The organism is Faecalispora jeddahensis, from assembly GCF_000577335.1.
GTDB classification, from domain to species: domain Bacteria; phylum Bacillota; class Clostridia; order Oscillospirales; family Acutalibacteraceae; genus Faecalispora; species Faecalispora jeddahensis.
On sequence record NZ_CBYL010000006.1, the window covers coordinates 1 to 16,414 of the forward strand.

15 protein-coding genes are annotated in these 16,414 nt (G+C 55.3%); 1 reads left to right on the forward strand and 14 read right to left on the reverse strand.

The genetic code is table 11. From position 1 onward, the window contains the following. On the reverse strand, nt 1–305 hold a 305-nt coding region (locus TY09_RS03595; protein ID WP_042431305.1), incomplete at its 3' end, for an ATP-binding cassette domain-containing protein. Continuing rightward, entirely contained in the window at nt 305–673 is a 369-nt protein-coding gene (locus tag TY09_RS03600; RefSeq protein WP_009063831.1) for a GntR family transcriptional regulator, read from the reverse strand. The genes TY09_RS03595 and TY09_RS03600, both read right to left, overlap by 1 nt. Nucleotides 674–886: 213 nt before the next feature. Between TY09_RS03600 and TY09_RS03605 the strand changes: the two genes are divergently transcribed. After that, complete coding sequence (locus TY09_RS03605) at nt 887–1,759, forward strand: DegV family protein (protein WP_042431307.1); 873 nt, start codon at nt 887–889, stop codon at nt 1,757–1,759. Between the two features lie 102 nt (nt 1,760–1,861). On the opposite strand, the gene brnQ is transcribed toward TY09_RS03605, so the two are convergent. From brnQ to smc, 12 genes are all read right to left on the reverse strand, one after another. Then, a complete protein-coding gene (brnQ, locus tag TY09_RS03610; RefSeq protein ID WP_042431309.1) occupies nt 1,862–3,226 on the reverse strand; it encodes a branched-chain amino acid transport system II carrier protein in 1,365 nt (454 codons plus the stop codon). Nucleotides 3,227–3,322: 96 nt separating this feature from the next. Further along, nucleotides 3,323–3,790, reverse strand: coding sequence for a hypothetical protein (locus TY09_RS03615; RefSeq protein WP_009063626.1), 468 nt, complete (start codon nt 3,788–3,790; stop codon nt 3,323–3,325). Further along, nucleotides 3,787–4,593 (reverse strand): ADP-ribosylglycohydrolase family protein, encoded by an 807-nt coding sequence (locus tag TY09_RS03620; RefSeq protein ID WP_042431311.1) that lies wholly within the window; start codon nt 4,591–4,593, stop codon nt 3,787–3,789. The genes TY09_RS03615 and TY09_RS03620 overlap by 4 nt, the downstream gene beginning before the upstream one ends. A 332-nt stretch (nt 4,594–4,925) precedes the next feature. After that, nucleotides 4,926–6,236, reverse strand: coding sequence for an APC family permease (locus TY09_RS03625; protein ID WP_042431313.1), 1,311 nt, complete (start codon nt 6,234–6,236; stop codon nt 4,926–4,928). Nucleotides 6,237–6,647: 411 nt separating this feature from the next. After that, a complete protein-coding gene (gene leuS, locus TY09_RS03635) occupies nt 6,648–9,056 on the reverse strand; it encodes a leucine--tRNA ligase (protein ID WP_042431317.1) in 2,409 nt (802 codons plus the stop codon). A gap of 12 nt (nt 9,057–9,068) precedes the next feature. Then, the gene (gene rsfS, locus TY09_RS03640) at nt 9,069–9,428 is read right to left on the reverse strand and encodes a ribosome silencing factor (protein WP_042431319.1); all 360 of its coding nucleotides are present in this window, start codon (nt 9,426–9,428) and stop codon (nt 9,069–9,071) included. 36 nt (nt 9,429–9,464) lie between these two features. Then, on the reverse strand, nt 9,465–10,037 hold the full coding sequence (gene yqeK, locus TY09_RS03645) for a bis(5'-nucleosyl)-tetraphosphatase (symmetrical) YqeK (protein WP_042431321.1): 573 nt from the start codon (nt 10,035–10,037) through the stop codon (nt 9,465–9,467). Continuing rightward, nucleotides 10,030–10,641: a nicotinate-nucleotide adenylyltransferase gene (gene nadD, locus TY09_RS03650; protein WP_042431323.1), complete on the reverse strand. Its 612-nt coding sequence runs from the start codon at nt 10,639–10,641 to the stop codon at nt 10,030–10,032. The genes yqeK and nadD overlap by 8 nt, the downstream gene beginning before the upstream one ends. 128 nt (nt 10,642–10,769) lie before the next feature. Then, a complete protein-coding gene (locus TY09_RS03655; protein ID WP_009064123.1) occupies nt 10,770–11,075 on the reverse strand; it encodes a YhbY family RNA-binding protein in 306 nt (101 codons plus the stop codon). Nucleotides 11,076–11,093: 18 nt separating this feature from the next. After that, a complete protein-coding gene (locus tag TY09_RS03660) occupies nt 11,094–11,678 on the reverse strand; it encodes an XTP/dITP diphosphatase (RefSeq protein ID WP_009063487.1) in 585 nt (194 codons plus the stop codon). Continuing rightward, nucleotides 11,675–12,592 carry a signal recognition particle-docking protein FtsY gene (gene ftsY, locus TY09_RS03665; protein WP_035316853.1) on the reverse strand — a complete coding sequence of 306 codons (918 nt, stop codon included), beginning with the start codon at nt 12,590–12,592 and terminating at the stop codon, nt 11,675–11,677. The genes TY09_RS03660 and ftsY overlap by 4 nt, the downstream gene beginning before the upstream one ends. 122 nt (nt 12,593–12,714) lie before the next feature. After that, nucleotides 12,715–16,290: a chromosome segregation protein SMC gene (gene smc, locus TY09_RS03670; protein ID WP_042431325.1), complete on the reverse strand. Its 3,576-nt coding sequence runs from the start codon at nt 16,288–16,290 to the stop codon at nt 12,715–12,717. Between the last annotated feature and the right edge of the window lie 124 nt (nt 16,291–16,414).

The window sequence follows — 16,414 nt, forward strand, 5'->3', positions numbered from 1 at the left end:
TAAAAATCGTCAAAGAAATCTACCAGATTCCGCACAGTCATCCAGTCGTTCAGGTAGGTGCGCTCCGGCAAATACGAAACAATCCTCTTTGTTTCAATCCCCGGGGTATTCCCGTCAATGAAAAGCTCGCCGTTCGTGGGAGTCAAAAGCCCGTTGCACATCTTGATCAGCGTGCTTTTGCCGCTGCCGTTCGGGCCAAGCAGGCCAACGATTCTGCCGCGGCCGATCTCTAAATTCACTCCAGACAGCGCAACCTTGCCGGGAAAAACCTTTGTCAGGTTTTTGCACTGTAAAATCGGTTCCATTATTTCTTCTCCTCCTCTATCTGCTCAAGCAATGTAATGGTCTGCCGGAAATCGTAGCCCAGAGAATTCATCTTCTCCATAAATTCCTTGATAATGTTTTGCGCAAGAGAATATTTCATGGTTTTGATAACCTCCTCATCTTCCGTAACAAACCGGCCGCTTGTTCTTTGTGAATACAAAAGCCCCTGATTTTCCAGCTCAGCAAGCGCTCTCTGCATCGTATTTGGATTTACCGAAGCTTCCGTTGCCATATCGCGCACCGACGGCAGCCGGCTCCCCAACGGATATATGCCGGAAATAATTCTCAGTTCAATCTGTTCTATCAACTGAAAGTAAATGGGTCTGTCAGACTTCAGATCCCAATTCATCCATCTTCACCTCCGTCTGTATGATTGTACTAGTGGATTAATACAATAATACAATGTTACATTCCGTTTGTCAAGCCATTCTTTTGGTTTTTTTCATTGTTACAGAACAGACAATTTGCATAATCGGGGATGTTATGATATAATAATCCCAAAATTAGGCAATTTGTTTTTTATGGAAAGAAAGCAAAGAATTGGAAATGAGGGATTTTTTCCATGAATGATTTTGTAATTCTCACGGATTCCTGCTGTGATCTTCCCGGCGACCTTGCGCGTGAATGGGGACTTGAGGTTCTTCCCCTTTCGGTTCATCTGGGCGATCAGGAATATTTAAACGACCTGGATGGAAAAAGCATCAGCTTTCATGATTTCTACGACCAGCTCCGTCAGGAGGCGGTATGCACCACCTCTGCGGTCAACATGGAGACCTTTCAGGAGAAAATGGAGTCTCTGCTGAAACAGGGAAAGGATGTGCTCTGCATCCTGTTTTCCTCCGGCCTGAGCAACACATATAATGCGGGGCACCTTGCGGCACAGGAGCTGATCGCGCAATATCCGGACCGCAAACTTTATACCGTAGACAGCCTGTGTGCCTCTTTGGGACAGGGCCTGCTGATTCAACATGCGGTGGAGCTGCAAAAGAGCGGCAAAAACATCGATCAGGTGCGTGACTGGCTTGAAGAAAACAAGCTGAAGCTGTGCCACTGGTTCACTGTAGACGACCTGAATCATTTAAAGAGAGGCGGCCGGGTTTCCTCCGCTACGGCTTTAATCGGCACGGTGCTTGGCATTAAGCCTGTTCTGCACGTAGACGACGAGGGCCACCTGATCAACGTTGGGAAAGCCCGCGGGCGCAAGGCTTCGCTGATTGCTCTGGTCGATCAGATGGAAGAGACCGTGATCGATCCGGAAAAGCAGATGATTTACATCAGCCACGGCGACTGCCTGGAGGATGCCGAATGGGTTCGCGACGAGGTTCTCCGGCGTTTTTCGGTAAAGGGTGTCGTCATCAATTATGTTGGCCCGGTTATCGGCGCTCATTCCGGCCCCGGAACCATCGCACTGTTTTTCCTGGGCGTTCATCGCTGATTCTGAAAAGTAAAAAAGCGTCTTGATTGGGTTTTTGAACCCCTTCAAGACGCATTTTTTTATGATATTTTCACCAAGCCGTTTTGCAGCAGCTCCAATGAATCAGGCGCTTTGGCTAGATTTCTTTTGTTTTGTAAACTGATAGACCACAAAGCCGAGCACAAGTCCTGCCGCGAGCGGAATCACCCAGCCCATCCCCAGCGAGAAGAAGGGCAGCGATTCACGGTAAAAGCCCAAAACCGCCTGCACTGCCGGCTGCGCTGTCACCTGTTGCGGCAGGGCGTTCAAAAAATCGCCCACGCCGGCAAACAGTGTGAAGATGGTGGGAATCAGATACACACAGCGCCGATTGTGGAAGAGCGGACTTAAAATTCCCAGCAGAATCAGCGAGATCGCCAGCGGGTACAGGAACATCAGCACCGGGATCGACAGGGAAATGATCTGTGTCAGGCCGATGTTGGCGACCAAAAGCGAAACGAGCGTAAAGAGTACGGTGTAAATGCGATAATTCAAATGATTCGGGAACAGCTCACAGAAGGTCTGCGAGCAGGCTGTGATCAGGCCGATCGCCGTTTTCAGGCAGGCCACCGTCACAATCACCGCCAGCAGGACGCTCCCTCCCGTCCCGAGATAATGCCGGGCGATCTGGGCCAGCGCAATGCCGCCGTTTTCAGAAACGGCGAACTGCCCGGCGCTGGAAGCGCCCATATACGCCAGAAAGGCATAGATCAGGCCCATCAGCAGCACGCTGATCGCGCCCGACCGGATGGTTGCCAGCGCGACGCCGCGGGGGCTGCCCACGCCCAGCTCTTTCAGGCTGTTTACCACAATGATTCCAAACGCCAGCGACGCGAGCGCATCCATGGTGTTATAGCCCTCGAGAAAACCTTTGAAGAACGGAGATGCAGCGTAAGGCTCCGCTACCGGAATCTGGGAGACAGCGCCCATCGGCGAAACAACGCTCAGAATAATCAAAACGGCAAGCACCGCCAGGAACAGGGGATTCAGAACCTTCCCCACCCAGACCAAGAGCTTGTTGGGACGCAGCGAAAACGCCAGCGCCGCGGCGAAAAACACCACCGTGAACACAGCCAGCCCTACCCGCTGCATCGGCTGCGGAAGAAAAGGCACAAGGCCGATTTCAAACGATACCGTAGCGGTACGGGGCAGCGCGAAAAACGGGCCGATCGTCATATACAGCAGGATCGTCATCACATATCCGTAAACAGGATGCACCCGCCCTGCCAGATCAAACAGGCCCGAGCTGCCGGAGATTCCCACGGCGATGACGCCGAGAAAAGGCAGACCGATTGCCGTTACCAGAAAACCGACCGTAGCCAGCGGTGTCGACGCACCGGCCATCTGACCCATATGAACCGGAAAAATCAAATTACCGGCCCCGAAAAACAACCCAAACAGCATGGAACCAACCAGCAGATAGGATGAAAAAGACAGCTTTTTATCCATGTTTTTTTCCTCTTCCCCATAATCATTCATTTCGTACGAAAGCGAAGGCTACAACAATTTCATAGTCCGCGATACCACACAAGTTATTTCGGCCTGTTACAGCTTTACTTTATATTCCGTCAGCCATTCGGGCCGAATCTCCTCCAGAATCGCCTGCGGAACCCGATACGCCCAGGGGCTGCGCTGCAGCTTTAAAGACTCGATCGTCTTGTGCAGCTTTTCCCGGGTAATGTCGTCCACCTCTCCCGCGATCAGGTCGTAGTAATCCTTCGGCGAGGTAAACTGAACCATATACATAAAATCTGCCCATTCGGAATACTCCGTCAGCCAGACATTTTCCTTCGGCACCTTCAAAATCAGCTTGACGCTGCTGGATGTGCTCCCTCCCGTATTCTTCCGGTGGAATCTCAGATTGCCGAAAATCGGGCACTCGCAGTGCAGCCCCAGCATATCGATCAGGCAGTCGTACGCCCGCCCGTATTTCTGGCTGGGATGCGCACGGTAAATTTCGCCGGATTTCAAAATCCGCAGCACTCTCACAGACTGGTAGGTGTAGATAATCACTCACGATCCTCCTTATTCTTTTCTGCAGTCGCCCAGTGATATAACAGCTGTTCCTCCTCAGAAACAGCTGGATCAAACAAATATTCCTTGAGCAGACGGGCATTGTCAAAGCCGGTGTCTTTATAATACGCCTCCGCAATCGCGCCGGTGATGCAGGCGACCGTGTCAGTGTCGCAGGTGACGCTCAGCACATTGCGGATGCTGCTCTCCCAGGAGTCGCTTTCCAGAAAACAGCGGATGGCGAGCGGAACCGAGCCTTCGCAGCTCATGTCGAATTTGGAAAACGGCCGATGCAGCAGCAGACAGCGGTTCAGGGAGTACCCGTAACGGGACGTGATCTGCTTTTTGATTTCGCGCTTGGAAAAGCCGTTTCTCGCCAGAAACACACTGACCGCCACCGCCTGCGCCCCGGCGATTCCCTTGGGGTGATTATGGCTGCACTCGGCACTCTTCTTCGCTTCGCGCTCCACCTCTTCGAGGGTTTCAAAATATTCCCCCACAAAGCTCACCCGCATGGCGGAGCCGTTGCCGTAGCTGTGGTAAGGGGAATGCAGATGATCGTATATCCATTCCTTGAACATCGGCCCATACCCTGCATAAGGGTAACGTTTGCCAAACATGACGTAAGCGTCGCGATAAGGGATTCCGTTGAGAAGAGCATATTTGGTTGCAACCGTCATCACGGTGTCATCCGTGTAAAAGCAGCCGTTTTCAAACAGAGAGATGGTCTTGTAATTGAACCCTTTCGGCTTACTGAACTCATAACGGGAACCGGCAATATCGCCCAGAAGAGCTCCATCCACACTACTCCCCCCTTTTTATCGTCAATTCAATCTAAAAATGTTCTTAAAGTAAGTACAGCGATTTCTTCCTCTGCCTTAGGCGGGGAAGGAATCAACCACTTTTTCAAAATGGTATTGCCGCACCTTTTCACTTAGGAGACACGGCGCGCATCCGACAGAGATGCGCGCCGCCCCAGTCCTTGTGTGTAAATAAAAACCGATAGATTTTCGGAATAAAATTGCGCCCGGAGAAAGCCGCGCAGGAATCCCTGCCGTATTCCGGGCATTTTGGGTGCAGAAAGGCACAATTTTAGCCGAAACAAATCAGACTCTTGATTCTGCTAAAGCGTACTTTATTGTTCTTTTTTCTTTTTCATCCATTGGTACACCGGCAAACCCAAAAGGGTAATCGCAAGCCCAATAACGGAGCGAAACGGGGCGTCGATCAGTGTGCTGATCAAAATATAAACGCCGCCCACCGCGCCGATGATGGGAGTGATGGGATACAGAGGAACTCTGTATTTCCCCTCCTCCGGGCGCTGCCTTTTGCGCAGGATAAAGACGCCCAAAACGCCCATGGTAAAGAAAATCCACAGAACAAACACCAGCAGATCGGTGAGAGTATTAAACGTACCGGAGAAAATATACACAAGTGCCAGCAGGCTCTGGAAAATCAGAGCGTTGGCAGGGGTACGCAGCTTCGGATGAACCGCGCCCAGAATTCTGGAAAACGGCAGCTGCCCTCTTTCGCCCATCGCCTGGGGTACACGCGCGGCCGTCATCAGATAGCCGTTCAGAGCGCCGAATACCGAAACCATGATGCCCGCGGTAATAAAGGTGGCACCGCCTTCACCAAACAGAACATTCGCCGCATCTGCGCCGGGCGTGGCGGAGGCCACGATCTGATCGAGCGGGAGCGCGCGGAAAATGGCCAGATTAAACAGGGCGTAGACCACGATGACAAACAGCACGCCGATGGAAATGACCCTCGGCAGTGTTTTGGAAGGATTTTTCAGCTCGCCGGCCATGTTGGTGACGCCGATCCAGCCGTCGTAAGCCCACAGAGTGCCCAGAATCGCGGCACCGAAGCCCGCGCCCTGCAGCGCCTCCTGCGAAGAACCCGCAAAGCCTGGAAGGCTCGGGGAAAGCAGGCCGACGCCGATGATCGCCACAATCGGGATCAGCTTGCCGACCGTTGCCAAGGTCTGAATGATGCCGCCGCATTTGGTGGACAAAATGTTCATGACCAGAATAAAGATCAGAACACCCGTAGCCAAAAGCTTCTGCTGTATACCGCTGATTGGAATAAAATAAGCGGCATAAATTGAAAACGCGATGGCCTGCGCCGCAACGGAGGCCGGGTAGGAAATCACCGTCTGTACCCAGCCCAGCAAAAAGCCGGCTCTTTCATCGTACAGTTCTTCCAGATACGTATAAAGCCCGCCGGACTTCGGGATGGCCGACGCGATTTCCGCAACAGACAGCGCGGATGCCAGCGTGATAATGCCGCCCGCGATCCAGGCCGCAATACTCATGGCGGGGCTTCCCGCATTCCCCAGGACAATGCCGGGCTTTAGAAAGATACCCGAACCGATGATCATTCCCACAACGATCGCCATTGCTTCTACAACAGTAACTGATTTTTTCAATGTACTTTTTTCCATAACTGTTCCACAATCCTTACTATACTCCAGATTTGGCTTATGTGGTGCCACAGGACGCATGGGATCGCCTTCTGCCGCCGCAATCCTTGTCCTGCGATTCTGTACTATTATACACGCTGCATGAAAAATAGAAAAGCATTTTTTCAAAAAAGAACTCTGTTTTTTCAAGCGCAGACCGGCAAAGGAACAGCAGCACCCCGGCCGCAAAAACGACCCTGGTGCTGCTGAAAAATCTGCAAAAACAAGCGAGCGTATTTTCAGGTATGTGACCGAACTTTGCAAGCGTAACGCTCCTGCCGGCACATGCCAACTCTTTGGGGGAACAGCCCTTTTCAAAGGCATACACAGCAACACGGGGAGCAAAACAGTCCCCCATTCTGTGACTGCGCAGTTTCCCGGCGCTTGAACTTTTTATTTCGCCACAATATTGACCAGCTTGCCCGGTACGTAGATCTCTTTTACAATCTGCTTACCGGAAAGCTCCGCGGCGATCTTCGGCTGATCCTTCGCCGCCTGAATCGCCTGCTCTTTGGTATATTCCACGGAGATTTCAATGCGGGCCCGCACCTTGCCGCTGACCTGCAGCGCGATTTCCACCGTGCTCTCCTTGCATTTTTCCTCGTCATATTCCGGCCAGTTCTGCTGGGCTACAAGCCCGGTGCCGAGCTTTGCCTGCGCCCACACCTCTTCCGTTACATGGGGGGCAAAGGGATTCAGCAGCAGAGTAAAGACGCGCAGCTCTTCACGGTTGATGGAACCGGCGTCGGAAATATCGTTGATCAGGGCCATCAGCGAAGCGATCGCCGTGTTGAATTTCAGGTTTTCAATATCCTCGCCGACCTTTTTGATCGTCTTGTGGAACGGCTGCTCCAGCGCGGGAGTGATCTGATCCCCCGGCACCAGACGCTCCGTCAGCGCGTAGTAGCGCTCCAAAAAGCGGCGGCTCCCCTTGATGCTTGCGGTGTTCCACGGGGCGGCCTTTTCAAAGTCGCCGATGAACATCTCATACAGTCTCATGGTATCCGCGCCGTACTCCTCGACAATCTCATCCGGATTGACGACGTTGCCGCGGGATTTGCTCATCTTTTCGCCGTTCTCACCCAGAATCATGCCGTGGCTGGTGCGCTTGGCATACGGCTCGGGTGTGGGAACAACGTCGATGTCATACAAGAATTTGTGCCAGAAGCGGCTGTACAGCAGATGAAGCGTGGTATGCTCCATTCCGCCATTGTACCAATCGACCGGCGACCAGTATTCGAGCGCCTCTTTGCCGGCCAGCGCCTTGTCGTTGTGGGGATCCATATAGCGCAGGAAGTACCAGGAGGAACCCGCCCACTGGGGCATGGTATCTGTTTCGCGCTTGGCGGGGCCGCCGCAGTGCGGGCAGGTGGTATTGACCCAGTCTGTCATATGTGCCAGCGGGGATTCGCCGTTGTCGGTCGGCTCGTAGGACTTGACCTCCGGCAAAGTCAGCGGCAGCTCGCTCTCCGGCAGACCTACAAAGCCGCATTTGTCGCAGTGAACGATCGGGATCGGTTCGCCCCAATAGCGCTGGCGCGAGAACACCCAGTCGCGGAGCTTGAAGTTGACCTTCTGCTCGCCGATGCCCTTCTCCGCCAGATACTCGATGATCTTCTTCTTCGCGTCCTCAACGGTCAGGCCGTCCAGAATGCCGGAATTGACCATCACACCGGTTTCGCAGTCGGTAAACGCTTCTTTTTCCACGTCGCCGCCCTGTACGACCTCGATGATCGGCAGATTGAACTTTTTCGCGAATTCCCAGTCGCGGGTATCGTGGCCGGGCACCGCCATAATCGCGCCGGTACCGTAGGACACGAGAACATAATCGGAAATAAAGATCGGGATTTCTTTCCCGGTCAGCGGATTCGTAGCGGTTACGCCGTCCAGACGCACACCGGTTTTCTCTTTGGCCACCTCGGTGCGCTCAAAGTCGGACTTTTTGGAAGCCTCCTGCTGGTAAGCGCGGATTTCATCCAGATTGCGCAGGCTGTCGGCCCAGGTTTCGAGGTACGGATGCTCCGGCGAAAGAACCATATAGGTTGCGCCGTAGAGCGTGTCGGGCCGGGTGGTGTAAACGGTCAGCTCTTCGCCGTGGCTGGTCTGAAAGCGGACCTCGGCGCCGGTGGAACGGCCGATCCAGTTCCTCTGCTGCGCCTTGACGCGCTCGGGGTAATCCACCAGATCAAGATCATCCACCAAGCGCTGGGCATACTCGGTGATTTTCAGCATCCACTGCGATTTGACCTTGTGCACGACCTCGCTGCCGCAGCGCTCGCAGACGCCGTTGACAACCTCTTCATTGGCCAGAACGCATTTGCACGAGGTGCACCAGTTGACGGACATTTCTTTTTTATAGGCAAGCCCGTGCTTGAACATCTGCAAAAAGATCCACTGTGTCCACTTATAATAGGACGGGTCTGTCGTGTTGACCTCTCGGGACCAGTCGAAGGAAAGGCCCAGCGCCTGCAGCTGCTGCTTGAAACGGGCGATATTTTTCTCAGTTACGATAGCCGGATGCACGTGATTTTTGATCGCGAAGTTTTCGGTCGGCAGACCGAACGCATCCCAGCCAATGGGATACAGCACATTATAGCCCATCATTCTGCGGCGGCGGGATACAATATCCAGCGCCGTGTAAGAGCGGGGATGCCCGACATGCAGGCCCTGCCCGGAGGGATAAGGAAATTCAATCAGGGCGTAGAATTTCGGCTTGTCCGTAGATGTGGACGCGTGAAAAACGCCTGCTTCCTCCCATTTTTTCTGCCACCGTTCTTCAATCGGTTTATGTTCGTATTTCACTGGTGCTCCCCCTCATTCCGCTTCGCTCAAAAAGTCGAGCTCTATATTTTCCGCGTCCTGCCACAGGCGATCCAGATCATAAAACCGGCGTGCTTCTGCGGTAAAAACGTGAATGACGACATGACCGTAATCCAGAAGAATCCAGGAATTGGAACGGTATCCTTCCACGTGGTCGGGCATAATTCCCGTTTCTTTCAGCTGGAATTCCAACTCATCGGCCAGAGCCTTTACATGCGTGCTGCTGGTACCTGTCGCCAGCACAAAATAATCCGCCAGCACAGACAGCTCCCGGATTCCCAGCACTTTCAGCTCATCGGCTTTTTTGTTGTCTAAAATCGCTGCGGCCTTTTGGGCCAGCTCTAATGATGTCATCTGGTAACCACCATTTCTACTCAAATTTTTGAATGTTTATTTCTCGCCGCGGGAAACGATCTCTGCGTTATACGCGGCCAAACTGTCAGGGTGAATCGGTTTTTGGTTCTGTGATAAATCCTGAATCGTAAAAATCAGACCGGCCATTACGGCTTCCTGCAGACCGTGGCGGGCCGCCTCGCGCAGCTCCTGTACACCCTCGTAATCCCGCTCATCCGAAATAAAATCCGCCACAAACACGATCTTCTCCAATAAAGACATATTGGCGCGCCCTGTGGTGTGGTACCGCACGGCGTCGAGAATCTCCTGATCCTCAATGCCCAAAACGCATTGCAGATAGGCCGCGCCCGCCATGGCGTGCCACAGCTTTGGCGCGCAGCGCTCCACGTCTGTGAGCATTATACCAGAAGCATCCATGATTTTCAACTGCTCTTCGGGCGGGGCCTCTTTCATGATGTCGTGAAGAATCCCGGCCAGCCTGGCTTTTTTAGGATCGACCCCATTCAGTACCGCCAGCTCCTGCGCCGCCTTTGCAACATTCATGCTGTGCTGGAAGCGCTTGTCGGACAAGCGGCCGCGGACAATTTCTTCATACTGTTTCTCATCCATTGGAAATCCCCCCGTATAAATGATGCTCCGTAATATATTCCTCCACGGCCTTCGGAACCAGCCCGGTGATGGGTAGCCCCTGCCCGATGCGCTCGCGCACCAGCGTGGAGGAAATGGGAAGAAGCGAAAGCTCTTCCACATGCGTTTTCACGCCAAGGCTCTCGAGGTGTTTTGCATAGGCCAAAAGCTCGCTGCGGCCGTTTTCATTCCGCGGCACCGCGCACATGCGGGCCAGGCGGAACAGCTCCTCGCTTTGGTACCAATGCTCCAGCGTCAAAAACATGTCCGCACCCATCAAAAGGTACAGCTCGGCGTCCGGGTTCGTTTGATGCAGCTGCCGCAGGGTATCTACCGTATAGCTCGGGCCCTCCCGCAGCAGCTCTAAATCCGATACCTCAAGGCCGTACGGCTGCGCCGCCAGACGGCACATCTCGAGCCGGTCCTTCGCATCCGCCAGATCGGCCGCCGCCTTATGCGGCGGCACGCGTGAGGGAATCAGCAGCACGCGGTCAAGCCCCAGACGCTCGCGAAAGCCCTGCACCAAATGCAGGTGCCCGTTATGAACCGGGTTGAAGGTTCCGCCGAATATCGCCAGTTTTTTCATGGGGCCTCCTGATACCGAATGAAAGCAAAAGCTCTGATTTTTTCTTTCTTCTCCGCCCCCGGCGAAAGAGAGAGAACTCTTTTCAGCGTTTTTGCATCGTGAATGCGTATGGAATTCGCTGCGTTCCATTATTTTTTCGCGGGCCTTGGCAGAACGATTTTGGGTTCCTTCTGATTTTTGCGGTACAGCACGAACTTTCCGCCGATGACCTGCACCACCTCGGCCGAAAGAGGAGCCGCCAGCTCATCCGCCGCCTGACGCGCGGTGATCCCCGCGGTTTCCAGCACCTTGCCCTTGATCAGCTCACGGGCGGTGAGCGCGTCGTCCGCCTGCCTCATAATATCATCGCTCATGCCGTCCTTGCCAATCATCAGGATCGTGTCGAGCGGATTTGCCATAGAGCGCAGAAACGCCCGCTGCTTACTTGTGATCATGTAGTATACTCCTTTATTTTAACCATTTTTCTTCCAGTTTTCCAGCTCCTGCGCCAATTTTGCAAGCGCGCGGCCGCGGTGGCTGATGCTGTCTTTTTCTTCGGCCGTCATCTCTGCATAGGAGCGTTCCCCTACAAGGAAAATCGGGTCGTAGCCAAAGCCGCCCTCACCCTTCGGCCCGAATGCGATGATGCCCTCACAGGCGCCCTCCGCCGTGAGGATCTTTCCGTCCGGGAACACACAGCAGACCGCGCTGACGAACCGCGCCGTGCGCTGCTCTGTAGGGACCTCGCGAAGCTCCTCCAGCAGCTTTTCGTACCGCTGCCGGTCGGTCGCGCCCTCGCCCGCGTAGCGCGCGGAGTAAACGCCGGGCGCGCCGCCGAGCGCATCCACCACAAGGCCGGAGTCATCCGCAATCGCGGGCATACCGGTTACTTTGCAGGCGGATTCCGCTTTGAGCAGAGCGTTTTCGGCAAAGGTGGTGCCGGTTTCCTCCACCTCTGGCAAATCTTCCCGGATCACGGCATCAAAGCCCAGGGGCTCCAGGATTCTTTTGAGTTCTTTCAGCTTTTTTGCATTATGTGTCGCGATTACAAATGTCATTCCGCTTCCCTCTCAAACAGAGCCGCGGCGAACTCGTCCGCCTCAAACGGCTGCAAATCGTCTATTTTCTCGCCAAGGCCGATCAGCTTGACGGGCAGGCCAAGCTCCTGCCGAATGGGCAGCACCACGCCGCCGCGCGCCGTGCCGTCGAGCTTTGTGAGCACAATGCCGGTCAGACCCGCCGCGTTCTGGAACTCTCTTGCCTGGTTCACGGCGTTCTGCCCGGTGGTGGCGTCGAGCACAAGCAGAACCTCTTTGTCGCAGTCCGGCAGTTCGCGGTCGATAATACGGCTGATCTTCGACAGCTCATCCATCAGGTGCTTTTTATTGTGCAGGCGTCCGGCGGTGTCGCAGATCACAACATCCATGCCGCGTGCTTTGGCCGCCGCGATGGTATCAAACACCACAGCCGCGGGGTCGGAGCCCTCCGCGTGCTTGACCATCGGCACATCGGCGCGATCTGCCCACACCTGCAGCTGATCGATCGCCGCTGCTCGGAACGTATCCGCCGCGCCGAGGATGACCTTCTTGCCCTCGCGCGAAAGCTTCGCGGCAAGCTTGCCGATGGTGGTCGTTTTGCCCACGCCGTTCACGCCGATGATCAGAATTACAGACGGCTTGGTCGTAAGCTGCAGCTCCTGGCCGCCGCTGAGCATTTCAGACACGATTTCCTGCAGCAGGCCGCGCACCTCAGAGGGGTTTGTCACGCCGTTCTTCTTCACGCGGACACGCAGCTCTTCGCAGATTTTGGCGGAGGTGGTGGTACCGACATCCCCCATGATGAGCAGCTCCTCGAGTTCTTCGAACAGCTCTTCATCGATTTTCGTAAAGCTGTTCAGCATCGTGTCGATCTGCCCGGTGATGCTATCGCGTGTTTTTTTCAGTCCTTCTTTGATCTTATCAAAAAATCCCATCGCAAACTCCTTTATATCTTGTAATACTGCTTCCTTTTCAAACAATTCGTTGGTGTCTTCCCACGCAACAGGCGTGGGAAGACACCACTATTCTAATATAAAATTGCTTTCAATGGAATCCACTATCCCTGCCTGATTCCAAGCTTCTGCTCAATTTCAGAGGCACGCAGCTCCAAAAGCTTTGAAACGCCCTCATCCTGCATGGTCACGCCGTACAGCACATCCGCTTCTTCCATGGTTCCGCGGCGGTGCGTAATGACAATAAACTGTGTTTTTTGGTTCATGCCGCGCAGGTAGCCCGCAAAGCGGTCCACGTTCACGTCGTCGAGCGCAGCCTCGATTTCATCCAGCACGCAGAACGGCGGCGGATTGACCTTCATAATGGCGAAATACAGCGCGATGGCCACCAGCGCCTTTTCGCCGCCCGAAAGCGACTCCAGATGCGTGACGATCTTCCCTGGCGGCTGAACGGAAATTTCGATTCCAGAGGTGAGCACATCCTCTGGCTGGCTCAGCGTCAGCTGAGCAGTACCGCCGCCAAACAGAGAGCGGAACGTTTCGGAGAAATTCTGCCGGATTTTTTCAAAGCGCTGCAAAAACAGCTCCTGCATTTTCTGGGTCAGCTCGCCGATCAGGCGCCGCAGCTCGTCGCGGGATTTCTCCACGTCTTTGATCTGTTCTTTTAGGAATTCGTACCGCTGCGAGACCTCTTTGTATTCCTCCACCGCGGCCACGTTCACCGTGCCGAGCGCTTTGATCTTGCCTTTGAGTTCGTTCAGGCGTTTTTTCGCGGTAGAAACGTCCTCCAGGCGCGGGCTGATCTCTTCGGCCTCCCGCCGGGTCAGTTCGTATTCTTCCCACAAACGGGAAATAATTTCATCATATTCCTTTTGCACGTTGGCGCGCCGCTCTTCCAATCGGGCCATCTCCTGCCCGATGGTATCCCGCGCGGATGACTGCTCGCGCTCCTCGGCCCGCAGCCGCGCGGCCTGTGTTTCCAAGTCAGCCCGCTGCTTGGCAATACTCTCCACGCTCTCGCGGGAAGCGGCGGCGGCATCCCGCAGGTCTTTTGCCTGAAGCCGAAGCTGCTGCGCCTGCTGTTCGAGCGCGCAGTCTTTTTCCCGAAGCTGCGAAAGCTCCTGGTTCAGACGCTCTGCCAGCCCGGCGTAATTCAGGCGGCGGTTCTCCAATTCCTGTGCGGCGGCGGCGAGCGCCTCTTTTTCCTTCTCGGCGGAAAGCGCCGTCATGCGCGCCTCCTGCAGAGCATCCGTCAAAGCCTGATAGCGTTTGTCCAGCTCCTCGCGGTCGCCGGTCATCTGACTGACGCTTTGGCGCAGGGCAGTGATCTGCTCTTCCAGCGCTTCGGCGTCTCGCAGAGCCTGCTCCTTCTGCTGCCGCAGCTCAAGAAGGCGCTGCTCGGCCTTTTGCTGCTCCGCCGCAAGCTCCTTTGCGCCGCTTTCCAGCGACTGCCGTTCGGCGCGTACCCGCCCGTATTCGGCCTGCAGATTCACACGGTCCTCTTTGGCTGTGCTCAGCTCGGCCTGCGAAGCGGACAGGGATGCCTGCGCGGCGGAAAACTCCGCCTGCGCCGCTTTGAGCGCGGCCTCGGCCTCCTCTGCCTTCTGCGACAGCGCCGCGGCCTGTTTTTTGGCCTGCTCCATCTGCGCCGTACGGCTTAACAGCCCGGCGTTTTTCGCCAGAGAACCGCCGGTGAGCGAGCCGCCCGTATTGACCACCTGACCGTCCAGCGTGACCACGCGGAACCGGTAGGAAAAACGCTTCGCAATCGCGACGGCGCTGTCGAGGTCTTCCGCAATCACGATGCGCCCCAGAAGCGAGCGCATGATGCCCTCATACTTTGAGTCGCACCCGCAAACGGAGAACGCGACGCCGACAAACCCCGAGCAATCGGAAAGTCCCTGCTCCTGCAGAAGGTTCCCGTGAATCGTCGAGATCGGCAGGAAGGTGGCGCGCCCCGAATCCTTTTGTTTTAAGAGGTTGATCGCACGTTTTGCGTCCTGCTCGGTTTCCACCACGATATTCTGCATGGCGGCCCCCAGAGCCGTTTCCACCGCGGTAGCGTACTCGGCGGGAACCTGCAGCAGCCGCGAAACCGGGCCGTGAATTCCGGTCAGGCTGCCGTGCCCGACCTCCTTCATCACCGTTTTGACACTGTGCGCAAAGCCCTCGAGATTGCGTTCCATCTCTTCCAGCAGCTTGACGCGCCGGGCCTGCTCCCCGGCGTCCAGCCGGAGCTTCTCGCTTTTTCCGCGGGCTTCTTCCAGGCGTTTCTGCCGGGATTCGAGCCGCATTTCAAAGCCGCGGGCCGTGTTGGTCAGCGCGGCGATGGTATCCTCCGCTTTTTGCAGCAGGGCGACGCATTCGTGCTCCTCCGACTCCAGCTCCTGCTTCTGCTGCTCCCGCGACTGCAGGGCCTGCTGTACGGTGGCGCGGCGCAGCTCGATTTCAGAAATGGCGGTGACCGCCGTCATCTCGCGGATTTTTGCCTGGGATACATCCGCTGTCAGCTGTGTCAGGCGGCGGGTCTGCTCCTCCATCTGGCCGGAATACTGCTCCATCGAGCCGCGCAGCTCCTCCAGCCGTTTAGAGACGCCGGTGACCTCTTCCTGCCGGCCCAGTACAAATTGATCTTTTTCTTCGATCTGACGCTGTTTTTCTTCGATCTCTTTCCGCAGGTCTTCATCGGAAAGGGAGGAGTTTTCCAGCTCGTGCAGAATCCTCTCCTGATTCTGCCGGTTATGTTCTCGGTCGTTCTCTAAAACGGCCGCCTCGCCGTCCTTTCGGGCGGCTTCCTCTTCTTTGGAGGAAGCGAATGTTCTCGCCTCGTCCATATGGGCGGTACAGGCGTTGACTGCCTGATAGTTTTCTTCAATTTGTTTTTCCAGCTCCGCGGCGCGCTTATCGATTTCCTCCTGCTGCCCGCGGGCCAGAAGAAGCTTATCTTCGTAGTCGCGCAGAATCTGACCGGAGCGCCCCAGCGTATTCAGCCACAGGCCGATTTCCAGCGTCCGCTTTTCCTCGGCGAATTCCAAATACTGTTTGGCTTTTTCCGCCTGCTCGCGCAGGGGGCCGACCCGGGCTTCGAGTTCAGAGAAAATGTCGTGCAGGCGCACCAGATTTTCCTGCGCCTGTTGCAGCCGCCGTTCCGATTCGCCCTTTCGGTAACGAAAACGGGAAATCCCCGCGGCTTCTTCAAAAATTTCGCGCCGGTCTTCGCTGCGGGCGGCAACGATGCTGTCGATCTTGCCCTGCCCGATCATCGAATAGCCGTCGCGCCCCATGCCGGTATCCATAAACAGCTCGTGAATATCGCGCAGGCGCACGGTGTTTTTGTTGAGCAGGTACTCGCTATCCCCCGAACGGTAGTACCGGCGGGTAACGGCGACCTGATCGCTGTCAAACTCCAGCTGGCGGTCGGCGTTGTCAAAGGTAAGAGTGACCTCCGCATAGCCCTGCGCCTTGCGCGCCGGGGTTCCGCCGAAAATCACGTCCTCCATTTTCGAGCAGCGGAGCACACGGGCAGACTGCTCGCCCAGCACCCAGCGGATGGCGTCGCTGACGTTGCTTTTTCCGCTGCCGTTCGGCCCCACCACGGCGGTGATGCCGCGGTCAAACTGTAAAACCGTTTTATCGGGAAAGGTCTTAAAGCCCTGAAGCTCCAAAGACTTTAACAGCACTCGTGTTCACCTGCTTTCGGATTGATCCTGATCTTTCATCATAACCGCAACTCAATGCTTGCTGGTTCTTCCCCGCTTTCGGCGGAGCAAGGATACTGTGTCAATTCATTTCAAATAGCCCGAT